This is a genomic window from Stenotrophomonas lacuserhaii (assembly GCF_014836545.1).
GTDB classification, from domain to species: domain Bacteria; phylum Pseudomonadota; class Gammaproteobacteria; order Xanthomonadales; family Xanthomonadaceae; genus Stenotrophomonas; species Stenotrophomonas lacuserhaii.
The window spans coordinates 35,594-55,691 of the sequence record NZ_JACSQS010000005.1 but is presented as its reverse complement, the minus strand read 5'-3'; the positions used below and the strand labels follow the sequence as shown (position 1 = coordinate 55,691).

The window sequence follows — 20,098 nt, the reverse complement described above, 5'->3', positions numbered from 1 at the left end:
CGTGCCTGTCCATCGTGCGCAGGGTAAGAGCGGACCGCGACGCGCCGCAGTGGTGCGCCGCCGGCCGCCAACTGCCGTCATGTCGCTTCGGCACGGGCATGGCTAGAATGGCGCCGCTGTCCACCATCCGCTCCCGGAGCCCCCCATGCCCGCTGAAGCCCTGCCGGAAGCCGTCGTCGCCGATACCCACGGCGAGCCCGGCTACCTGTCCATCCGTGACCTGCGCAAGGAATTCGACGGTTTCGTCGCGGTCGACGACGTCAACCTGGACGTGCGCAAGGGCGAGATCTTCGCGCTGCTGGGTGGCTCGGGCAGTGGCAAATCCACGCTGCTGCGTTGCCTGGGCGGGTTCGAAACGCCCACCAAGGGCAGCATCGTGCTCGATGGCCAGCCGCTGGTTGCGCTGCCGCCGTACAAGCGTCCGGTCAACATGATGTTCCAGTCCTACGCGCTGTTCCCGCACATGAGCGTGGAGCAGAACATCGCCTTCGGACTGAAGCAGGATGGGCTGGCAAATGACGCGATACGCCGCCGGGTGGGTGAAATGCTCGAGCTGGTACACATGACCCAGCTGGCCAAGCGCCGGCCGCACCAGCTGTCCGGTGGCCAGCAGCAGCGCGTGGCGCTGGCCCGTTCGCTGGCCAAGGGGCCCAAGCTGCTGCTGCTGGACGAACCGATGGGTGCGCTGGACAAGAAGCTGCGCTCGCAGATGCAGCTGGAGCTGGTCAACATCATCGAAACCTCCGGGGTGACCTGCGTGATGGTCACCCACGACCAGGAAGAGGCGATGACCATGGCCACCCGCATCGCGGTGATGGACGCCGGCTGGATCCAGCAGGTGGGCAAGCCGGAGGATGTCTACGAGCAACCGGCCAACCGCTTCGTTGCCGGTTTCATCGGCTCGGTGAATTCGTTTGAAGGGGTGATCGACGAGGACCTGCCGGAGTACGTCACCGTGCGCTCGCCGGCGTTTCCCGCGCCGATCTACATCGGCCACGGCATCACCTGCTACGAAGGCCAGCCGGTCGCCTTCGCGGTACGACCGGAGAAGATCATGATCGGCAAGGACGAGCCGGAAGGGCATACCAACAAGGCCCAGGGCGTGATCGAGGACATCGCCTACTTCGGCAGCCATTCGGTGTACCACGTGCGCCTGCCCAGCGGGGCCAGGGTGATGGCCAACTTCGCCAATTCGCAGCGCTGGGCCAGCGATGGCCTGACCTGGGGCGATGAGGTGTGGGTGCACTGGCGCGACAACGACGGCGTGGTGCTGACCTCATGAGCGGGGCAGTGCGCAAGCGCTGGATGCCGGGACTGCGCGATGCGGTGGTGGGCGTACCGTACCTGTGGCTGCTGCTGTTCTTCGCGGTGCCGTTCGTGATCATCCTGATGATCTCCTTCGCGCATACCCGGGTGGGTTCGCCGCCGTACACTTGGCTGCTGCAGTACGTGGATGGCGCGCTTGCGCTGAAGCTGAACCTGGAAAACTACCTGCAGCTGGTGCGCGACCAGCAGTACGTGCTGGCCTATGTCAGCTCGTTCAGGATCGCTGCCATTTCCACCGTGCTGACCCTGCTGATCGGGTATCCGATGGCCTATGCCATCGCGCGCATGAAGCCCTCCACACGCAACATCATGATGATGCTGGTGGTGCTGCCGTCGTGGACCTCCTTCCTGATCCGCGTGTACGCCTGGATCGGCATCCTGGACCGCAACGGCCTGCTCAACCAGCTGCTGCTGAAGATCGGTCTGATCGACCAGCCGCTGCAGATCCTGTACACCCCGACCGCAGCCTACATCGGCATCGTGTACTGCTATCTACCGTTCATGGTGCTGCCGCTGTATGCCAACCTGGTCAAGCACGACCAGCGCCTGCTGGAGGCCGCCTACGACCTCGGCGCCAAGCCGTGGCAGGCCTTCCTGCGCATCACCCTGCCGCTGTCCAGGGCCGGCATCATCGCCGGCTGCATGCTGGTGATGATCCCGGCGGTGGGCGAATTCGTGATTCCCGAAATGCTCGGTGGACCGGACACACTGATGATTGGCCGCGTGCTGTGGGGCGAGTTCTTCAACAACCGCAACTGGCCGGTGGCCTCGGCGGTGGCGGTGGTGATGCTGTTGCTGCTGCTGGTACCGATCTTCCTGTTCAACCGGTCCCAGCAGCGTGTGCTGGAAGGAAAGCAGGCATGAGCACCCTGCGCGGTTACCGCTGGATGGGCTGGGGCGCGTTGGCGCTGGGCTTTGCCTTCCTGTACCTGCCGATCCTGCTGCTGATGGTGTTCTCCTTCAACAGCTCACGGCTGGCCACGGTCTGGGCCGGTTTTTCCACACGCTGGTATGGCGAACTGTTCAACGACCGCGCATTGATGGATGCGCTGTGGATGAGCCTGAAAGTGGCGTTCTGGACCGCCTGTGCGGCCACCGTGCTGGGCACGATGGCGGCCATGGTGTTGACCCGCTTCCGGCACTTCCGTGGCAAATCCGCCTTCAGTGCGTTGATCACCGCGCCGCTGGTGATGCCGGATGTGATCCTGGGCTTTTCACTGATGACCCTGCTGGTGTCGATGGGCGGCATTCCCGGGTTCCCGGCACGGGGCGCGGCCACCATCTGGATCGCCCACGTGACCTTCACCCTGTCCTTCGTGACGGTGGTGCTGTCTTCGCGGCTGCAGGAGCTGGACATATCCCTGGAAGAGGCCGCGATGGACCTGGGCGCCAGCCGGCTGACCGTGTTCTTGAAGATCACCCTGCCGATCATCGCCCCGGCGCTGCTGGCTGGTTGGCTGCTGGCCTTCACCCTGTCGCTGGACGACGTGGTGATCGCCAGCTTCGTGGCGGGGCCCAGTTCGACGACGTTGCCGATGAAGGTTTTTGCTTCGGTGCGCATGGGCATCAGCCCGAAGATCAACGCACTGGCCACGCTGATGGTATCGGCGGTGGCGGTGGCCGCGGTGATCGGCTGGTATGTCACCGCGCGCGGCGAAAAACGCCGCCAGCGCGACCTGTTGCTGGCGCGCCAGGACAACGGCTGAGGGTATCGGGTGCGCAGCAGGCACCCGACGCCGGCAGGCTCAGCCGGTCAGAGAGGCCCCTTGTCGCGCAGCGTTCCGCTCAGGTTGGTGAACTCCAGTCCTTCGCTGGTGATGTTGGTGTAGACGCGGTCTTCGAACCAGTCCTGGACCTGCGCGACCGTCGCCCGATGGACCGGCTCGATCCAGTAGAGAAGATAATGGTCCGGCGCAGTGGCGATGGCGGTGTATTCAACGGTTTCGGTCTCGCCCTGCTCGGGACCGCGGATGCCGACATAGGTCATGGTGCGGCCATCTTCTTCGAACCGCAGTTCGTAGGCATTCTCGCCGAAATCCACCTCCACGACCCTGCCGATGCCGGGGTACGGATGGTCCGGATGCGTCTGCGGCGTGGGACTGGCCAGGGCGGCGGCGGCGGTCAACCCCAGCAGTGTGCTCATGATGATCTTCCTGTACACGACGTTTCCTTGTGGGCCTGTTTGAAGGCCGTGGATGGCGCTGGCGTGAGGGCTGGCGCAGAGGAAGTTTCACCGCATGGGCCCAGCGCCGTAAGAGGGAAGCCGGTCGGGGATTGACGGCTGGTGCAATGTGCCCGTCTTACCCCGGGCTGGTAGAGGGGAGCGACATCCGGTTTCTCCGTCGGCTGCCGAGGGTGCTGGTCCGGCAACATCCGGCTCACGTTGGGCGGCGCAGAATGGAGGCCTGACTTACAGGAGCCCTCCATGACCGTCGAGATCGTCAATCCCACCACCGGCCGCGTGGACTATCGCCATGAGCTGCTGGACAAGGCCGGGATCGAACAGCGCCTGCAGGCTGCGGCCAGCGCCTTTCCGGCGTGGTCCGCCACGTCCCTGCAGGAACGCGCGAAGGTGCTGCGCGGCATTGGTGCCCAGCTGCGCGCCCGCAAGGACGACATCCAGGACGCGATGACCCGCGAGATGGGCAAACTGAAGGCCGAGGCGCTGGCGGAAGTGGAAAAATGCGCGGCCGCCTGCGAGTACTACGCCGACCATGCTGCCGACTACCTGAAGCCGCAGTTGATCGATACCGAGGCGCAGCGCAGCTACGTGCGCTACGAGCCGATCGGTTGCGTGTTCGCGGTGATGCCGTGGAACTTCCCGATCTGGCAGGTATTCCGCTTCCTCGCGCCTGCGTTCATGGCCGGCAACGTGGCCCTGCTCAAGCACGCCAGCAACGTGCCGCAATGCGCGGACCTGATCAACGAGGTGGTGCGCGCCGGTGGCCTGCCCGATGGCGTGTTCGATGTGCTGCATATCGACAACGACCAGGCCGCCGAGGTGCTGCGCGACCGCCGGGTGAAAGCAGTCACCCTGACCGGCAGCGAGCGGGCAGGGCGCTCGATCGCCGCCACCGCCGGTGACGTCCTGAAGAAGTGCGTGATGGAACTGGGCGGCAGCGATGCCTTCGTCGTGCTCGATGACGCGGACCTGGACAAGACGGTCGAGGCGGCGGTGAAGTCCCGCTTCGACAACAGCGGACAGACCTGCATCGCGGCCAAGCGGTTCATCGTGGTCGAGGCGGTGGCTGATGCTTTCACCGAACGCTTCGTCGCCGCAGCCGGCGAGCGTCGATATGGCGATCCTGCCGACGCGCGGACCACGCTGGCGCCGATGGCGCGGGCCGACCTGCGCGATGAACTGCACAAGCAGGTCCAGGCCAGCGTTGCCAAGGGCGCGCGGGTGCTGGCCGGTGGTGAGCCGGTGGCTGGCAGCCACGCAGGGTATCCGGCAACCGTGCTGGACCAGGTCGGGCCGGGCATGCCGGCCTATGATGAGGAGCTGTTCGGCCCGGTTGCCGCGGTGATCCGGGTGAAGGACGAAGCGGACGCCCTGAGGGTGGCCAACGATACCCGCTTCGGGCTGGGTGGCAGCGTGTGGACCACCGATGCGGCGCGTGGCGAAGCGTTCGCGCAACAGATGGAGTGCGGCGCGGCATTCGTCAATTCCATCGTCAAGAGCGACGTGCGGCTGCCGTTCGGCGGCAGCAAGGAGTCCGGTTTCGGCCGCGAACTGGCCGAGCACGGCATCCATGAGTTCATGAACATCAAGACGATCTACGTCGCCTGAGCAGCGCCGGTAGCGCTGCGCCATGCGCGGCGTCGAGTGATCCGCCGCGCATGGCGCGGCGCTACCGATTACAGCCAGCGCACGCGTTTGAACAGCCGGAACAGGCCCACGCAGACCGCGCCGACGCCGATGATCATCGCCGGGTAGGCCCACGGCTGATCCAGCTCGGGCATGTGGGTGAAGTTCATGCCGTACCAGCTGGTGATCAGCGTCGGTGCCGCCAGCAGGGCGGCCCAGGCGCCGAGGCGCTTGACCGTTTCGCCCTGGGCCAGCGTGACCAGTGACAGGTTGACGCTGAGCGCGGTGCCCAGCATCTCGCGCAGCGTATCGATCACATCGCTGATCCGCACCGCATGGTCATGCACGTCGCGGATGTACAGCTTGACCTCATCGGGCACCAGCCCGGTTTCAGCGGGATAGCGCCTCAGCGCAGACAGTACGTCCTGCAGCGGAGCCACTGCCATGCGCATCTTGTTGAGCTCGCGCTTGAGTTCGTACAGGCGCACCACGGTGCTGCGCTTGTAGTTCTCGGCGAAGATATCTTTTTCCAGCAGCTCCAGCGTATCGCGGAAGCGGTTGGTGATCGGCAGGTAGTTGTCGACCACGAAGTCCAGCACCGCGTACAGGCAATAGGAGGGGCCCATCTTCAGCAGGTGCGGCTCGCGCTCCACGCGTGCGCGCACCGGTGCATAGGACAGCGACGCGCCATGCCGCACGGTGACCAGGAAGCGAGGCCCGACGAAAGCATGGGTTTCGCCGTACTGGATGCGCTCGTCGACCATCTGCGCGGTGGTGACCACCACGAACATCGAGTTGCCGTAGGTTTCCACCTTCGGCCGCTGGTGTGCGTTGCGCGCGTCTTCGATGGCCAGGTCGTGCAGGCCGAATTCCTCCTGCAGTTTCAACAGGACCGGATCGGCCGGATCGTACAGGCCGACCCATACGAAGCCGTTGCCACTGGCGATTACGTCGCTGATCGCATCCAGGCTGATGTCATGGCGTTTGCCATCATCGTCATAATGGACACAGTTGATGACGCACGCGGGGTTGTGTGGGGCGGGGCCGGTGGTATCAGGCAGGGTCATGCCACGTATCCTGCGTCAGTGTGCGTGAAGCGCCAATCGCGGCAGGCGTCGGCCCAGCACCCAGGCCAGCGCGGCGTGCACGGGCAGCAGCAGCACGATCCACTGGATGTTGTACTGCGCCTGCAGGCTGAGCCAATGCAGTACCAATCCCGCCACTGACAGCATCGCCACGCTCCACAGGGTGATGCGGAACAGGCGGCCGGGAGCGCGACGGCGCAGCAGCGCGACGGCGCCGGGCAGCAGCAGCAGGCACAGCGGTGAAAGCTGCAGCAGGTTGCGGTTGGCCCACGCGGCGTGGTGGTCGCTGAAGCCCCACAGGAACACCAGCAGGCCGCCGGCGATTGTGCTGAAGGTCCAGAACGGCAGCGCCAGCGCGGCCAGCAGGCGCGGCCGCCGACGCAGCGCGATCACCCCGGCGCCCAGCCCGAGCCCGAGTGCCAGCCACGGCCACCAGGCACGCGCGCGTTCAGCCGGTTCGGCATCGATGCGGTGGGCCAGCAACTGTTGTTCGGACTGCACCAGTGGACGCCCTTCGCTGTTTCGTGCCTGGCGCAGCGCATCGGCCAGCCGCATCGGCACGAAGGCCTCCTGCCAACGCGACAGCGGCTGGTCAGCGAACGGGCCCAGGCCCAGGTCGAAGCCGAGCCACATCCACGGTGCGGGCGATGCCAGACGCACCGATTCGCTGCGGTAGGTGTTGCCGCGCGAACGGCCCGACAGCTGCGCGTGCAGGCCGCCGCCCAGCGCCTTGTCCAGCGTGTCGCGCACCATCGTGGCGCAGTTGGCGGTGTAGTAGTCGTAGCGGTAGCGCGCGTTCTCCGGCTTGGCACGCTCGGCCAGGTCGGCGGCCAGTGCACGCGCCTGCGCCGGGTCCAGGTCGAGCCACTGCACGCTGGCGCCGCGGCCGGCCTGGTCGTAGTAGCCCAGGTCCTGCTCCAGCGGCAACGCGACCAGGTAATACATCATTTCGCCACGCACGAAGCGGCTGACGAAATCAGGCTCACCGGGGTCGAAGTAGCCGAAGTTGTACGAGGTGGCGGCGCCGCTGACCGGGTCGACGACCACGATCGCATCGTGGCCGAAGCGCTCGAAGAAGATCGTGCCCGGCTGCATGGTGACCACGCCGATGCGCGGTACCGCGGGGTCGGTTGCTGCGCTGGCAACCGACTCGGCCGCGGGCTGCTGCGCCAGTGCCTGCATGGGCAGGCCCAGCAGGCCGGCCAACAACAGTACCGCCAGCCAGCAGCTCAGCAGCGTTCCAGTGCGAAGGTTCAAGCGTTTTCCTGCTCGTCCGCCGGCAGCACGGTCACGTGGAAAGCCTGCACGCGACGGGCGTCGGCACGGGCAACACGGAACATGAAGCGGTCCAGGGCCAGCTCGTCGCCGATCTCCGGCAGGTGGCCGATGGCTTCGGTGACCAGCCCGCCGATGGTGTCGTAGTCATCATCGGGGAAGGTAGCGCCGAAGCGCTCGTTGAAGTCGCCGATGGCCGTCAGCGCATCCACCACGTACTGGCCGTCGGCCTGGATGGCGATGCCGGCGGTGGGATCTTCGGCTTCGTCGTGCTCGTCGTCGATCTCTCCGACGATCTGTTCCAGCACGTCCTCGATGGTGACCAGCCCGGCGACACCGCCGTACTCGTCGACCACGATGGCCATGTGGTTGCGCGACAGGCGGAATTCCTTCAGCAGCACGTTCAGGCGCTTGGCTTCGGGGATCAGTACTGCCGGCCGCAGCAGCTCGCGGATGTTGCCCGGACCGTTGTCGGCGACCACGCCGCGCAGCAGGTCCTTGGCCAGCAGCACGCCGAGGATGTCGTCCTTGTTGTCGCCGTGCACCGGGAAGCGCGAATGGCCGGATTCGACCACCTGCTGCATCAGCTCCAGGAACGGGGCCTCCACCGGCAGCGACACCATCTGCGAACGCGAGATCATGACATCGCCCACGGTCAGGTCGGCAACCGAAATGGCACCTTCCATCATGCGCAGGGTGTCGGCCGCGATCAGGCCGTCTTCGTGTGCTGTGTGCAGCACCGCAACCAGCTGGTCGCGCGTATGCGGTTCACCGGAAAACGCAGCACCCAGGCGTTCAAGCCAGCTGCGTTTCTTCTCACTGTGCTCCTGTGCGGAGCTTGTACTGTCGTCTTCAGACATCTCGGGAAAAAAGGCACCCGGCAGGCCGGGCGATGGACGCAGTCTAGCAGGATGGCGGGACGTGCAACGCGTCTGCCGCCGACGCCCGGGGCCGGCCCCGAAGGCCGTGTTCAGCCCTCTGCGGACGCCGTCGGGGCCGGGGCAGTCGCTTCTTCCGCCGGCAGGTCCAGGCTGTAGGTGCAGCCCGCCAGGGTCTGGCCGGGGTGGCTGCGGACGGTGGACACGCTGAGGATGATCGACTCGATCATGGGCTCACCGGTCTTCGGATCGGTGGTGTCACGGCTGACTACTTCACGCCCGGCCATGAACTTGCCGTCTGCGTCGTAGGCGGTCTCCAGCTTCAATTCGCCGGCCAGCGGCCGCGGATCGTCCAGGTCGAGCACGGCCATGACGCTGGCGCCGGCCAGCGCGATGTGGTCGGTCTGCCGGCCGAACACCGTGGCGGGGTTGGCCAGGCGGAATTCGGTCATGAACTGATTCTGCTGTGGCATCGGCTGCAGGCCGAGTGCGACCGCCTTCAGCGGATCGGCGGTGGCAGCGCCAAGGGCGGCATGCTCGGCGATTCCCTGGCGGCACTCGACCAGCGCCGGAATGTCCACGCCGGCGGCGGCGGCCGGCAGTGCAGGCAACAGGATCAGCAGGGCGATGCGGGCGGGCAGTGTCATCGGAAATCAACGGGCGTGCGCTGGGCAGGATGCCCGATGATAGCGGCACCACGCCGGTATCGACCAACGGTGTCCTGCCAGGCGTGCTGTACCGGTCAGCGCAGGCGCTGCTCGCTGCGGGTCCACCAGCGCCAGGCCGGACCGGCTGCCAGGACCGCGCCGACGGTACCCAGTGCGGTCACCGCCATGCCGCTGTTCGGGGAGAGCGGCAGCCAGCCTGCACCCAGCGCGCAGGCCGCGCCGAGAACGAGCAGCAGGGGAGCGACGGCGGTCGGACGTTGTTCCAGCATCACAGCCTTCCTGGCATGAATTCGACGCGGGATTGAAGCACGAACCCCACGGCCTACGGAAGAGCCGTCAGCGACAGATTCAGCGCTCGCCGGCATAGGGATCGGAAATGCCGAGCTCGGCCAGGATCTCGCGCTCCAGCTGTTCCATCGCGTCGGCTTCCTTGTCGTCCTCGTGGTCCCATCCGAGCAGGTGCAGCACCCCGTGCACGGTGAGGTGCGCATAGTGGGCGTTGAGCGCCTTGGCCTGTTCGTCGGCTTCGCGTGCCACCACTGGCGCGCAGATCACCAGGTCACCCAGCAGCGGGAATTTCACCCCCTTCGGCAGGCCTTCGGGCAGTTCGGCCGGGAAGCTGAGCACGTTGGTGGCGTAATCCTTGCCGCGGTAGTGGCGGTTGAGGGATTGACCTTCCTTGGCATCGACCAGCCGGATGGCAAGATCCGCCTCGCGGATGCGGCCTTTCAGCGCCGCCGCCACCCACTTCCGGAAACTCACCGCCGAGGGCAGCCCGGTGCGGGGCAGGGCGTAGCTGACCGCAACATCAAGGCGGACCGGACCCTTGGTCATGGGGTGGCTCCGGGCTGGATTTCGTGCAGATCGCGACGGTCATAGGCGGTTACGATACGGGCCACCAGCGGATGGCGCACGACATCGCGGGCCTCCAGGAAGGTGAAGCTCACCCCTTCGACATCACGCAGCACGTCGATGGCATCGCGCAGGCCAGACTTCACATGCTTGGGCAGGTCGGTCTGGGTCAGGTCGCCGGTGACCACGGCGGTGGAGCCATAGCCCAGCCGGGTCAGGAACATCTTCATCTGTTCGATGGTGGTGTTCTGTGCTTCGTCCAGGATCACGAACGCGTCGTTGAGCGTGCGGCCGCGCATATAGGCCAGCGGCGCGATCTCGATCACGTTCTTTTCCAGCAGTTTGACGACCTTTTCCACGCCCAGCATTTCGTACAGCGCGTCGTACAGCGGGCGCAGGTACGGGTCGACTTTCTGGGAAAGGTCGCCGGGCAGGAAGCCGAGCTTCTCGCCGGCTTCCACTGCCGGGCGCACCAGGATCAGCCGCTGCACGCGCGATTCGTTCAGTGCTTCCACCGCGCTGGCCACGGCCAGGAAGGTCTTGCCGGTACCGGCCGGGCCGATGCCGAAATTGATGTCATGCGCGGCGATCTGGTGCAGGTAGCGGGCCTGGTTGGCACCGCGTCCGCGTACCGTGCCGCGCTTGACCTTGATCGCCACGTCCTGCGCCTCGTAGGCGCGTTCGGCGATGTGTTCCACGTTGGCCTGGTTCAGCCGCAGGTGGATGGCCTGGCTGTCGAAGGTGACTTCGGCGGCCTCTTCGTACAGGGCCTCGACCAGCTTCTGGGCTTCGGCGGCGGCTTCGGCCGGTCCGGTGATGCGGAACACGTGGGCGCGGTTGGCGATCTCCACGCCGAGTTTCAGTTCGATCTGGCGCAGGTGGCCATCGAAGGGGCCGCTCAGGTTGGCAAGCCGTTCGGTGTCTTCCGGGGACAGGGTGAAATCGCGATGGGCAAGTGCGGTCATTGCATCAGGCGGCACCGCCGGGACGACCGTGCCGCAGGGCTTGGAATGGGACAACAGAGTAGCGCTGTCATGCACGGACCGCCACCGCAGCGCGGCTTTGGCCTGCTTTCCACAGGCACTGTGGGCGGGCATGCGAAGAAGGTGTGGATAAGCCGCGCAAAGGCAGTGAGGACAACGCTGGCGAGGTGCTGGTCATTTCCTCGCCAGCGCACCGCCTGCTGGACCGCTCAGGCGCGCTCCACCACCCGTCCGCGCAGCGAATTGGCGTACGCCTCGGTGATCAGCACATCGACGAACTGCCCGACCAGCCGCGGCGGTGCGGCGAAGTTGACCGTGCGCATGTTCTCGGTCTTGCCGCTCAGTTCGTTGGGATCCTTGCGCGAAGGACCTTCCACCAGTACCGACTGCACCGTACCGACCATGCGCTCGGAGATTCCGCTGGCGTGCTGGTTGATGCGCGCCTGCAGGCGCGTCAGCCGGGCGTGCTTTTCCGCGTCGCTGATGGTGTCTTCCAGGTCTGCCGCCGGCGTGCCGGGGCGACGCGAATAGATGAAGGAGAAGCTCTGGTCGAAGCCGATGTCTTCGATCAGTTTCATGGTCTTCTCGAAGTCTGCTTCGGTCTCGCCAGGGAAACCGACGATGAAATCCGAGCTGATCGAGATATCCGGGCGCACCGCGCGCAGCTTGCGGATCTTCGACTTGAATTCCAGCGCGGTGTAGCCGCGCTTCATCGCCGACAGTACGCGGTCGCTGCCCGCCTGCACCGGCAGGTGCAGGAAGTTGGCCAGCTGCGGTACGTCGCGGAAGGCGTCCACCAGCGAATCGCTGAACTCCAACGGATGCGAGGTGGTGAAGCGGATGCGCCCGATGCCGTCGATCTCGGCGATGGTGCGGATCAGCAGCCCGAGGTCGGCGAACTCGCCTTCGCCGTATGGGCCACGATAGGCGTTGACGTTCTGCCCGAGCAGGTTGATCTCGCGCACGCCCTGCGCGGCCAGTTCGGCCACTTCCACCACCACGTCCTCGAACGGCCGGCTGACTTCCGTGCCGCGGGTGTAGGGCACCACGCAGAACGAGCAGTACTTGGAGCAGCCTTCCATGATCGACACGAACGCCGACGCGCCTTCGGCGCGCGGGGCCGGCAGGTTGTCGAACTTCTCGATCTCCGGGAAGCTGATGTCGACCTGCGGACGGTTCTGCTCGCGACGTGCGCGGATCAGTTCCGGCAGGCGGTGCAGGGTCTGTGGCCCGAACACCAGGTCCACGTAGGGCGCGCGCTTGATGATCGCTTCACCTTCCTGCGAGGCCACGCAGCCGCCCACGCCGATGATCACGTCGCGGCCGTTGTTCTTGAACGCCTTCCAGTTGCCGAGCTGGCTGAAGACCTTCTCCTGGGCTTTTTCGCGGATGGAGCAGGTGTTGACCAGGATCACGTCGGCCTCTTCGGGCCGATCGGTCAGCTCCAGCCCGTCGCTGGCAGCGAGCACGTCGGCCATCTTGGCCGAGTCGTACTCGTTCATCTGGCATCCGTGGGTCTTGATGTAGAGCTTGCCGCGCACCGTGCCGGGCTTGCGCGGACCGGCGGGCAGGGGCAACAGGGGGGTGTCGCCCGGGCTGGCGGGCAGGAAGACGTCTGGCGTCCCGGTCATGGCGATCAATCCAGGCGGGTGGGGTGATGGCCCCGTAGTTTACCGGAGCCAGCCCCCGGTAGCGCCGACCCATGGTCGGCGAGCGCAGCGGGCCGTGGGCAATGGGCCGTCCGCGTCGGCCTCAGCCCGCCGCAAATCCCGCGTCCAGCGCTTTCCCGCGCAGAACAGCCGGATGTGCAGCCATCCGGGCGATGTACGCCGCCGTCGCCGGACCGGGCTGCAGCAGGCCGAAACCGCTCATCCAGCCCAGCGCGCTGCCCCACAGGAAATCCGCTGCGGACAGGCGCTCACCCAGCAGGTAATTCCCCTGCTGCAGCTGCTCTTCCACCACGGCCAGCACGGTTTCCGCATCCACATACGGCGACATGCCGCGAGGCGCCGGATCGCGCTTCATCGCCTTGTCGACCATCGCCGGCTCGAAACACGAACCATAGAACGCCAGCCAGCGCAGGAACGGACCGCGCAGCCGATCACCTGCCGGCGGGGCCAGCCCGGCCTCCGGGTACAGCTCGGCCAGGTACTGGTAAACCGCGACCTGCTCGGTCACCAGAACGCCGTCATGCACGATCGCAGGCACCTTGCCCATGGGATTGAGGGCAAGGTACGCCGGCGCCAGGTTGTCGCCTTCCTTCAGGCTGAGCCGTTCCAGCGCGTAATCCGCGCCGAGGGCTTCGAGCAGGGCCAGCACCCCGCTCGAACGCGACGGGGAGGCGTGGTAAAGGGTGACGTGGCGGGTGGTCATGGTCGCGCTCCAGTGGAATGAGCCGCCATGGTGGCGCAGTATCGCGGACAACTTCTGACCTCGATAGCCCGGCCCATGTCGCATACCGCCCACCGCCTGTTGCGCCTGATCGCCCTGCTGCAGGCCCGCCAGCACTGGTCCGGGGGCGAACTGGCCGAGCGGATGCAGGTGGACCGGCGCAGCGTCCGCCGTGACATCCAGCGGCTGCGGGAGCTGGGCTATCCGGTGCGGGCATCTTCCGGGGTAGGCGGAGGCTACCGGATGGGCGCCGGCGGACCGTTGCTGCCGCTGCTGCTGGAAGAAGAAGAGGCCACCGCCATCGCCCTGGCGCTGCGCGCGGCGGCCTCCAGCATGGCCGGCATGGAGGACACCGCGCGCTCGGTGCTGACCAAGCTGGACCCGCTGGTGCCCAGCCGTCGGCGCCAGCAGGCCGGCGAGATCCATGCTGCCACCGCCACCCTGTCGCAGAAGCCAAGCGTGGACGGCCAGCTGCTGGGCAAGCTGGCGGTGGCCTGCCGGCAGGCCGCGCCGCTGGCGTTCGATTACCTGAGCCATGGCGGTGCAGCCACGCATCGCCGGGTCGATGCCCAGCATCTGGTGAACTACGGCCGCTGCTGGTACCTGCTGGCCTGGGACCACGGCCGGGCCGACTGGCGCACCCTGCGCGTGGACCGTATCAGTGGCCTGCAGTCGTTGCCGGGGCAGGGCATGCGTCGCGCGCTGTCGGTGCCCCCGGAAGTGGCGGTGCACCAGGCGGTCAGCCAGGCGCCCTTCGTGCTCAAGGCCGAAGTGCACCTGCCCGGGTCGCTCCAACAGTTGGCCCCGCAGGTGCCACCCTGGTGCGGGGTGCTGCAGGAAGGTGGTCCGGGGCACTGCATCCTGCACGTCGGGGCCGACACGCCGGCGATGCTGGCCAGCCAGATCCTCAGCCTGGGCATCCGGCCCCTGCGCATCGAGACGACGCCTGCGGCGCTGCGTGCCGAGATGGTCGCCTGCCTGGACGGGCTGGCCGCGGTGATGGCCGATGCGGGATCTTCACGCGCGGTTTGAGTGGAACGTGCTTGGCAAGGGCCGCACAAGCTGGGACACTCGCGCCCATGAAGGGGATCTTGGGGATCGCGGCACTCATCGTTGCTGCACTGGTTGCCGTGCCGGCCAGTGCCGGCAATCTATACAAGTGCGTCGGTGCCGACGGCGTGCCCAGCTATGTCAGCAAGCGGTTGGCCGGGGCCCGATGCAGCGTCATCAGCTACACCCGCGACAGCCGCTCGCCACGACCGGTGGTGGCCCCTGCAGCGCCGGTTGCGGTGGCCGCTCCGCGTGAAGCACCGGCCGCCGGCGCGGTCCCGGTCGGAATGATGGGCGCGGCCACGGCGGTCGCCAGTACCACCGCCGCGGTGATCGCCTCACCTTCCGTCACCCCTGCCTTGACTCCGGTCGCAGCGCCAAAGCCGCAGAACAAGGCGGGGCGCGTGGTCAGCGGCCAGGTCTATTCCTACATGCAGGATGGGGTGCGTCATTACACCAGCGCACGTCCTTCGCGGCAGGTCGCCAGCCTGGAACAGGTGCGTACCATCCGTTACAGCTTCATCGAGCGGTGTTTCGCCTGCGGCACCCAGCCGGGTGTCAATTTCGGCTCGGTACGTCTGAACACCACCGCCTTCCAGGCGGAGATCGCCGCGGCGGCCCGCCAGTACGGCGTGGAAGAAGCCATCGTACGCGCGATCATCCATGCCGAATCGGCCTACAACCCGACCGCGCTCAGCCGCGCCGGCGCGCAGGGCCTGATGCAGCTGATGCCGCCGACCGCCGCACGCTTCGGCGTCACCGACTCCTATGATGCGGCGCAGAACATCCGCGGCGGCGTGCAGTACCTGTCGTGGTTGTTGAAGCGCTTCAATGGCGACCTGACGCTTGCCGCTGCCGGTTACAACGCTGGCGAAGGCGCCGTGGACCGGCATGGCGGCGTGCCGCCTTACAGTGAAACGCGCTACTACGTGCAGCGGGTCGGGCAGCTTGCCGAACGCTACCGGGGAGCGCTGGCAAGCAACCAGTAGCTGCACGGCCGGTCCAGCGGCGTGGCGCTGCTGCACTGGCACATTGACCGCGACAAACGTTTCGCTACACTCGTTTCAGATTCAAAGCGGCCTGGCCCCCACCAGGTTGCCGGCAGCCTTAAAGCTACCTAATCAATATCGGAGTGCCGGATGGCCAACGATGGGGTATACGATCCAGTGAACCATGGACGTCGCCGTTTCCTTTCTGCCACCACGGCGGTGGTCGGTGCAGTCGGCGTCGGTTTCGTCGCAGTTCCTTTCATCAAGTCCTGGAATCCCAGTGCGCGTGCCAAATTGGCCGGTGCACCGATCACCGCTGACATCAGTGCCCTGCAGGAAGGCCAACGGCTGATCCTGGAGTGGCGTGGGCAGCCTATCTGGATCGTCAAACGGTCCAAGGCGGTGCTCGAGGCGCTGCCGGGCCTGGACGGCCGGCTGAAGGATCCCGAATCCAGCGTCAAGGACCAGCAGCCGGAGTATGTGCTGAAGGAAAACCCGGAGCTGCGCTCGATCAAGCCGGCGGTATCGGTGCTGGTCGGGCTGTGCACGCACCTGGGGTGTTCGCCGGAAATGGTCGCCGAGATCCGTCCCGAACCGTATGACGCGCAGTGGAAGGGCGGCTATTTCTGCCCCTGCCACAAGTCGCGCTTCGACATGTCCGGGCGGGTCTTCAATGATGTCCCGGCCCCGACCAACCTGTTGGTGCCGCCGCATCACTACCAGGATGACAACACCCTGATCATCGGCGTGGACCCGGAGGGAACTGCCTGATGGCCAACATCCTTGCCCGCACCGCCAGCGGTGTCGCCGAGTGGGTCAACGCGCGCGCGCCGGGGCTGATGCCGGTGTATCGCAAGCACGTCAGCGAGTACTACGCACCGAAGAATTTCAACATCTGGTACTACTTCGGTTCGCTGGCGATGCTGATCCTGGTCAACCAGATCGTCACCGGCATCTTCCTGACGATGCACTACAAGACCAGCGCGGCCGAAGCCTTCGCTTCGGTCGAATACATCATGCGCGACGTGGAGTGGGGCTGGCTGATCCGCTACATGCACTCCACCGGTGCCTCGCTGTTCTTCATCGTGGTCTACCTGCACATGTTCCGCGGGCTGCTGTACGGCAGTTACCAGAAGCCGCGCGAACTGGTGTGGATCCTCGGCATGCTGATCTACCTGGTGCTGATGGCCGAAGCCTTCATGGGCTACGTGCTGCCGTGGGGCCAGATGTCGTTCTGGGGCGCGAAGGTGATCATTTCGTTGTTCGGCGCCATTCCGGTGATCGGCAACGGACTGACCGAATGGATCATGGGCGACTACCTGCCCAGCGACGCCACGCTCAACCGGTTCTTCGCCCTGCACGTCATCGCCCTGCCGCTGGTGCTGCTGCTGCTGGTGGTGCTGCACCTGGGCGCTCTGCACGAGGTCGGGTCGAACAATCCCGATGGCGTGGAGATCAAGAAGGGGCCGAAGGGCAACCGCTGGTCGCCGACCGCGCCCACCGATGGCATCCCGTTCCACCCGTATTACACGATGAAGGATGCGGTAGGGGCCGGATTCCTGCTGGTCATCGCCGCCTTCATCATCTTCTTCGCACCGGCCTTCGGCGGGCAGTTCCTGGAGCACGACAACTTCACCGAGGCCAACCGCCTGGTGACCCCCGAACACATCAAGCCGGTCTGGTATTACACCCCTTATTACGCGATGTTGCGGGTGATCCCGAACAAGCTGGGCGGGGTGATCGTGATGTTCTCGGCGATCGCGATCCTGTTCCTGGTGCCCTGGCTGGACAAGTGCAAGGTCAAATCAGTGCGCTACCGGGGCTGGATATCCAAGGTGATGCTGGGCGTGCTGGTGGTGTGCTTCATCTGGCTGGGGGTTATCGGTTCGGGCCCGGGAACGGCGGTGTGGGAAACCTGGGTGGGTCGGGTGCTGACCTTCCTGTATTTCGCCTTCTTCCTCACCATGCCGATATGGACGCGACTGGACAAGACCAAGCCGGTACCGGAAAGGGTGACCACGCATGACTGAGCGCTGGATGGTGCGGATGGCCCTGGTGGCCACGATGCTGCTGGCAAGCGGCCTGGCCGCTGCCGCCGAAGGCACGGCGAAGATGCTGCAGGCCGGCAACGACCTCGGTGATCGCGCGTCCCTGCAGCGCGGCGCGCAGCTGTACATGAACTACTGCTCCAGCTGCCATGCGCTGAAATACCTGCGTTACTCGCGCATGGCCGCCGACCTGGGCCTGACCGAAGAAGAGGTGATGAACAACCTCAACTTCACCGGCTCGGCGATTGGTGATCCGGTGCCGGTATCGATGCCAAAGGCCGAAGCGGAGAAATGGTTCGGCAAGATGCCTCCCGATCTCAGCCTGATCTCGCGGGTGCGCGGGCCGGACTGGGTCTACACGTATCTGAAGTCGTTCTACCTGGACAGCAGCCGTCCGTTGGGCTGGAACAACACCGTGTTCCCCAATGCCTCCATGCCCAATCCGCTGTGGCAGATGCAGGGCCTGCAGCATGCCGTGCATGGCAAGCCGGAAGCGCCGGGGCTGGATCCGCCGGTGCTGGCATTGGAGCTGCGCGCGCCGGGCAATGTGGATCCAGGACACTACGACCAGGCCGTGCGTGACATCACCAACTTCCTGGCCTACGCCGGCGAACCCGCCGCGCTCAAGCGCCAGCAGCTGGGTGTCTGGGTGGTGCTGTTCCTGGCCTTCCTGACCTTCCTGCTGTACCTGCTGAAGAAGGATTACTGGAAGGATGTCCATTGACGGCTGCGGCATGCGCGGTCGTTTGCGTTGATGCATGGCCCAATACCCTTGGCCTATTGGCTTTTGTGAGCGTCGGTTGCACACTCGGGAAAGAGTCGACTGTCGGAAATGGTCCGGCAGCGCCGATGCGGCAGGCGGACTCCTGTCGTTGGAGAGCCTTTGATGGCGGCGAGCGTACGCATGCGTAATACCCTGACGCTGTTTTCCTCGAACGACGATGTGCTCTGTCACCGGGTACGTCTGGTCCTTGCGGCCAAGGGCGTCACCTATGACTTTGTGCCGGTGGATCCGCAACATCCACCTGAAGACCTGATCGACCTCAACCCCTATCACTCCGTGCCCACTCTGGTGGAGCGCGAGCTGGTGCTGTATGCGGCGTCGGTGGTCAGCGAATATCTTGATGAGCGCTATCCGCATCCGCCGTTGATGCCTGTCGATCCGCTGTCGCGAGCGCGCATCCGTCTTGCGATGCTGCGCATCGAGCATGACTGGGTGCCGCAGGTGCAGGCCATCCAGCTGGGCAACAAGACCCAGGCCGAAGCCGGTCGTAAGCGATTGAAGGAACTGTTGACCAGCGCGGTGCCGTTGTTCAAGGCCAGCAAGTTCTTCCTGAATCCTGAAATGACCCTGGCCGACTGTGCGGTCGCGCCGATCATCTGGCGCCTGCAGGCGCTGGATGTGCCGCTGCCGAAGGACGGCAAGGCGATCGAGGATTACGGCAACCGGATCTTCCGCCATCCCGGCTTCATCCGCAGCCTGACCGACCAGGAAAAGAAGCTGCGCGACCTGCCGGGCTGACCCGCACTTCCCGACTGTTTGCCCAACACTTGGTCCGCTCCCCTGCCACGCAGGGGGGCGTGCGCGTACACTTCACGCATGACTGACGAATTCTTCCGGATGACCAGCCACCGCCCGTACCTGTTGCGCGCCCTGGTGGAATGGATCAATGACAACCAGCTGACCCCGCACATCCTGGTGGATGCCGGCGTGGCTGGCGTGCAGGTGCCGCCGTCCAGCATCAAGGACGGCCGCGTGGTGTTGAACATCGCCGAACGGGCGGTGGTGGGATTGGCGATCGACAACGAGTCGGTCGCTTTCTCGGCCCGTTTTTCCGGCGTGAGCTTTGCGGTGCAGGTGCCGATCAGCGCCGTGTTGGCGGTATACGCGCGCGAGACCGGGCAGGGCATGGCGCTGCCTGACGACATCATCGGTGCGGAAACGGCCGAGGATGAGGTGACGCTGGAAGACGTGTCGGCCGATGCCGACGGCACGCCGGATGACACGCCGCCGGACGGCAATCCGCCACCGCGCCCGAGCGGCCGTCCGCAGCTGCGCGTGGTGAAGTAATCCTGACGGAGGAGCGGCGATGGCCGCTCCCTTCGCGCCCTCAGACGTCTTCGGCGTCATCCACGTCGGGGCGGATCGCACTGATCCGCGCCGCGCCGGGCCCGCTGAAAGACACCAGCTCATCGCCACGCAGGACCATCCTGCCTACATGGCGATCGATGCCGTCATACGAATATTCGAACTTGAAGGTGCGCTCGAAGCAGAGGCGCCCGTCGTCGCCGCGCGCCACTTTCAGGCCGATGGCATGCACGCTCTGGTCCAGCCACTGCACGTCGGCAGCCTTGCAGGCGTTGCGCCCGAGCACGCCGGCACGCTCGGCCGCCGCGCGCGACGAGTTCCAGAAGGCGTAGCCGCAGGCGCCGACGATCATCAGCAGGATCAGGGTGGGCATGGTCGGCGTACTGATTGAAGTAGGAACCCACAAGATGGTGCAGCGGATGGCGTAGTTCAAGCGCTGCGCGCGGGCTTTTAGGCGAACGTCAACGTCAACGTCAACGCCAACGTCAACAGCTGCAGGGCTGTGTGCTGGCGGGGCGGGGCAGCTGTGCAGGACACGCCGCAAGTACGTCCGTGTAGGCTCGCTTTTCGCATCCATGCGAAAACACGGTCCTGCACAGCTACCCCACCCCGCCTTCGACAGGTCCATGGTGGCCTCGGTAGCGCCGACCCATGGT

Annotated in this window: 22 protein-coding genes; 11 read left to right on the top strand and 11 right to left on the bottom strand. The window is 65.8% G+C overall.

The features are described 5' to 3' along the window. Positions 1-145 precede the first annotated feature (145 nt). From H9654_RS06855 to H9654_RS06845, 3 genes are read left to right on the top strand one after another with little or no spacing between them, the layout of a single operon-like run. The gene (locus tag H9654_RS06855) at positions 146-1,282 is read left to right on the top strand and encodes an ABC transporter ATP-binding protein (RefSeq protein WP_191770014.1); all 1,137 of its coding nucleotides are present in this window, start codon (positions 146-148) and stop codon (positions 1,280-1,282) included. Further along, positions 1,279-2,190 carry an ABC transporter permease subunit gene (locus H9654_RS06850; RefSeq protein ID WP_191770012.1) on the top strand — a complete coding sequence of 304 codons (912 nt, stop codon included), beginning with the start codon at positions 1,279-1,281 and terminating at the stop codon, positions 2,188-2,190. The genes H9654_RS06855 and H9654_RS06850 overlap by 4 nt, the downstream gene beginning before the upstream one ends. Next, positions 2,187-3,032 carry an ABC transporter permease subunit gene (locus tag H9654_RS06845; protein ID WP_191770011.1) on the top strand — a complete coding sequence of 282 codons (846 nt, stop codon included), beginning with the start codon at positions 2,187-2,189 and terminating at the stop codon, positions 3,030-3,032. The genes H9654_RS06850 and H9654_RS06845 overlap by 4 nt, the downstream gene beginning before the upstream one ends. A 47-nt stretch (positions 3,033-3,079) precedes the next feature. Here H9654_RS06845 and H9654_RS06840 read toward each other — a convergent pair whose 3' ends face one another. Continuing rightward, positions 3,080-3,469, bottom strand: a complete 390-nt coding sequence (locus H9654_RS06840) for a MoaF-related domain-containing protein (protein ID WP_191770009.1) — start codon at positions 3,467-3,469, stop codon at positions 3,080-3,082. Positions 3,470-3,751: 282 nt separating this feature from the next. Between H9654_RS06840 and H9654_RS06835 the strand changes: the two genes are divergently transcribed. Further along, the gene (locus tag H9654_RS06835; RefSeq protein ID WP_191770007.1) at positions 3,752-5,116 is read left to right on the top strand and encodes an NAD-dependent succinate-semialdehyde dehydrogenase; all 1,365 of its coding nucleotides are present in this window, start codon (positions 3,752-3,754) and stop codon (positions 5,114-5,116) included. A gap of 68 nt (positions 5,117-5,184) precedes the next feature. Here the strand turns inward: H9654_RS06835 and H9654_RS06830 are convergent, their stop codons facing one another. The 9 genes from H9654_RS06830 to H9654_RS06790 form a co-directional block, all read right to left on the bottom strand. Then, positions 5,185-6,201, bottom strand: coding sequence for a magnesium and cobalt transport protein CorA (locus tag H9654_RS06830; protein WP_191770005.1), 1,017 nt, complete (start codon positions 6,199-6,201; stop codon positions 5,185-5,187). 15 nt (positions 6,202-6,216) lie between these two features. Next, positions 6,217-7,476, bottom strand: coding sequence for a lipoprotein N-acyltransferase Lnb domain-containing protein (locus H9654_RS06825; RefSeq protein ID WP_191770003.1), 1,260 nt, complete (start codon positions 7,474-7,476; stop codon positions 6,217-6,219). Beyond that, positions 7,473-8,354 (bottom strand): HlyC/CorC family transporter, encoded by an 882-nt coding sequence (locus tag H9654_RS06820; RefSeq protein ID WP_042614392.1) that lies wholly within the window; start codon positions 8,352-8,354, stop codon positions 7,473-7,475. Before H9654_RS06820 ends, H9654_RS06825 begins: the two co-directional genes overlap by 4 nt. Positions 8,355-8,464: 110 nt before the next feature. Continuing rightward, on the bottom strand, positions 8,465-9,019 hold the full coding sequence (locus H9654_RS06815; RefSeq protein ID WP_182655445.1) for a hypothetical protein: 555 nt from the start codon (positions 9,017-9,019) through the stop codon (positions 8,465-8,467). Between the two features lie 95 nt (positions 9,020-9,114). Beyond that, on the bottom strand, positions 9,115-9,309 hold the full coding sequence (locus H9654_RS06810) for a hypothetical protein (protein WP_042614394.1): 195 nt from the start codon (positions 9,307-9,309) through the stop codon (positions 9,115-9,117). Between the two features lie 79 nt (positions 9,310-9,388). After that, positions 9,389-9,874 carry an rRNA maturation RNase YbeY gene (ybeY, locus tag H9654_RS06805; protein WP_042614395.1) on the bottom strand — a complete coding sequence of 162 codons (486 nt, stop codon included), beginning with the start codon at positions 9,872-9,874 and terminating at the stop codon, positions 9,389-9,391. After that, a complete protein-coding gene (locus H9654_RS06800) occupies positions 9,871-10,857 on the bottom strand; it encodes a PhoH family protein (RefSeq protein WP_101100123.1) in 987 nt (328 codons plus the stop codon). Before H9654_RS06800 ends, ybeY begins: the two co-directional genes overlap by 4 nt. 227 nt (positions 10,858-11,084) lie before the next feature. Next, the gene (miaB, locus tag H9654_RS06795; RefSeq protein ID WP_191770001.1) at positions 11,085-12,506 is read right to left on the bottom strand and encodes a tRNA (N6-isopentenyl adenosine(37)-C2)-methylthiotransferase MiaB; all 1,422 of its coding nucleotides are present in this window, start codon (positions 12,504-12,506) and stop codon (positions 11,085-11,087) included. 121 nt (positions 12,507-12,627) lie between these two features. Next, on the bottom strand, positions 12,628-13,248 hold the full coding sequence (locus H9654_RS06790; protein WP_191769999.1) for a glutathione S-transferase family protein: 621 nt from the start codon (positions 13,246-13,248) through the stop codon (positions 12,628-12,630). A 75-nt stretch (positions 13,249-13,323) separates the two neighbouring features. Between H9654_RS06790 and H9654_RS06785 the strand changes: the two genes are divergently transcribed. The 7 genes from H9654_RS06785 to H9654_RS06755 all read left to right on the top strand — a co-directional run bounded on the left by H9654_RS06785 (position 13,324) and on the right by H9654_RS06755 (position 19,424). Continuing rightward, entirely contained in the window at positions 13,324-14,298 is a 975-nt protein-coding gene (locus H9654_RS06785; protein ID WP_191769997.1) for a helix-turn-helix transcriptional regulator, read from the top strand. 47 nt (positions 14,299-14,345) lie between these two features. Next, positions 14,346-15,305 carry a lytic transglycosylase domain-containing protein gene (locus H9654_RS06780; protein ID WP_191769996.1) on the top strand — a complete coding sequence of 320 codons (960 nt, stop codon included), beginning with the start codon at positions 14,346-14,348 and terminating at the stop codon, positions 15,303-15,305. A gap of 150 nt (positions 15,306-15,455) precedes the next feature. Beyond that, on the top strand, positions 15,456-16,076 hold the full coding sequence (petA, locus tag H9654_RS06775) for a ubiquinol-cytochrome c reductase iron-sulfur subunit (protein ID WP_101100015.1): 621 nt from the start codon (positions 15,456-15,458) through the stop codon (positions 16,074-16,076). Further along, positions 16,076-17,335 (top strand): cytochrome b, encoded by a 1,260-nt coding sequence (locus H9654_RS06770; protein ID WP_101100016.1) that lies wholly within the window; start codon positions 16,076-16,078, stop codon positions 17,333-17,335. The genes petA and H9654_RS06770 overlap by 1 nt, the downstream gene beginning before the upstream one ends. Then, entirely contained in the window at positions 17,328-18,077 is a 750-nt protein-coding gene (locus H9654_RS06765) for a cytochrome c1 (RefSeq protein ID WP_191769994.1), read from the top strand. The genes H9654_RS06770 and H9654_RS06765 overlap by 8 nt, the downstream gene beginning before the upstream one ends. 162 nt (positions 18,078-18,239) lie before the next feature. Continuing rightward, positions 18,240-18,875, top strand: coding sequence for a glutathione S-transferase N-terminal domain-containing protein (locus H9654_RS06760; RefSeq protein ID WP_182655450.1), 636 nt, complete (start codon positions 18,240-18,242; stop codon positions 18,873-18,875). 78 nt (positions 18,876-18,953) lie between these two features. Beyond that, positions 18,954-19,424 (top strand): ClpXP protease specificity-enhancing factor, encoded by a 471-nt coding sequence (locus H9654_RS06755; protein ID WP_191769993.1) that lies wholly within the window; start codon positions 18,954-18,956, stop codon positions 19,422-19,424. 40 nt (positions 19,425-19,464) lie between these two features. Here the strand turns inward: H9654_RS06755 and H9654_RS06750 are convergent, their stop codons facing one another. After that, positions 19,465-19,815, bottom strand: a complete 351-nt coding sequence (locus tag H9654_RS06750; RefSeq protein ID WP_182655452.1) for a DUF3301 domain-containing protein — start codon at positions 19,813-19,815, stop codon at positions 19,465-19,467. Positions 19,816-20,098: the final 283 nt, after the last annotated feature.

Excerpts from the sequence above, each read along its gene's own strand:
- H9654_RS06790 (WP_191769999.1), bottom strand. The coding sequence starts at position 13,248 with ATGACCACCCGCCACGTCACCCTTTACCACGCCTCCCCGTCGCGTTCG.
- H9654_RS06835 (WP_191770007.1), top strand. The coding sequence starts at position 3,752 with ATGACCGTCGAGATCGTCAATCCCACCACCGGCCGCGTGGACTATCGC.
- H9654_RS06755 (WP_191769993.1), top strand. The coding sequence starts at position 18,954 with ATGACTGACGAATTCTTCCGGATGACCAGCCACCGCCCGTACCTGTTG.
- H9654_RS06770 (WP_101100016.1), top strand. The coding sequence starts at position 16,076 with ATGGCCAACATCCTTGCCCGCACCGCCAGCGGTGTCGCCGAGTGGGTC.
- H9654_RS06850 (WP_191770012.1), top strand. The coding sequence starts at position 1,279 with ATGAGCGGGGCAGTGCGCAAGCGCTGGATGCCGGGACTGCGCGATGCG.
- H9654_RS06760 (WP_182655450.1), top strand. The coding sequence starts at position 18,240 with ATGGCGGCGAGCGTACGCATGCGTAATACCCTGACGCTGTTTTCCTCG.
- H9654_RS06855 (WP_191770014.1), top strand. The coding sequence starts at position 146 with ATGCCCGCTGAAGCCCTGCCGGAAGCCGTCGTCGCCGATACCCACGGC.
- miaB (WP_191770001.1), bottom strand. The coding sequence starts at position 12,506 with ATGACCGGGACGCCAGACGTCTTCCTGCCCGCCAGCCCGGGCGACACC.
- H9654_RS06750 (WP_182655452.1), bottom strand. The coding sequence starts at position 19,815 with ATGCCCACCCTGATCCTGCTGATGATCGTCGGCGCCTGCGGCTACGCC.
- H9654_RS06845 (WP_191770011.1), top strand. The coding sequence starts at position 2,187 with ATGAGCACCCTGCGCGGTTACCGCTGGATGGGCTGGGGCGCGTTGGCG.
- H9654_RS06810 (WP_042614394.1), bottom strand. The coding sequence starts at position 9,309 with ATGCTGGAACAACGTCCGACCGCCGTCGCTCCCCTGCTGCTCGTTCTC.
- H9654_RS06780 (WP_191769996.1), top strand. The coding sequence starts at position 14,346 with ATGAAGGGGATCTTGGGGATCGCGGCACTCATCGTTGCTGCACTGGTT.
- petA (WP_101100015.1), top strand. The coding sequence starts at position 15,456 with ATGGCCAACGATGGGGTATACGATCCAGTGAACCATGGACGTCGCCGT.
- H9654_RS06800 (WP_101100123.1), bottom strand. The coding sequence starts at position 10,857 with ATGACCGCACTTGCCCATCGCGATTTCACCCTGTCCCCGGAAGACACC.
- ybeY (WP_042614395.1), bottom strand. The coding sequence starts at position 9,874 with ATGACCAAGGGTCCGGTCCGCCTTGATGTTGCGGTCAGCTACGCCCTG.
- H9654_RS06840 (WP_191770009.1), bottom strand. The coding sequence starts at position 3,469 with ATGAGCACACTGCTGGGGTTGACCGCCGCCGCCGCCCTGGCCAGTCCC.
- H9654_RS06785 (WP_191769997.1), top strand. The coding sequence starts at position 13,324 with ATGTCGCATACCGCCCACCGCCTGTTGCGCCTGATCGCCCTGCTGCAG.
- H9654_RS06820 (WP_042614392.1), bottom strand. The coding sequence starts at position 8,354 with ATGTCTGAAGACGACAGTACAAGCTCCGCACAGGAGCACAGTGAGAAG.
- H9654_RS06830 (WP_191770005.1), bottom strand. The coding sequence starts at position 6,201 with ATGACCCTGCCTGATACCACCGGCCCCGCCCCACACAACCCCGCGTGC.
- H9654_RS06765 (WP_191769994.1), top strand. The coding sequence starts at position 17,328 with ATGACTGAGCGCTGGATGGTGCGGATGGCCCTGGTGGCCACGATGCTG.
- H9654_RS06815 (WP_182655445.1), bottom strand. The coding sequence starts at position 9,019 with ATGACACTGCCCGCCCGCATCGCCCTGCTGATCCTGTTGCCTGCACTG.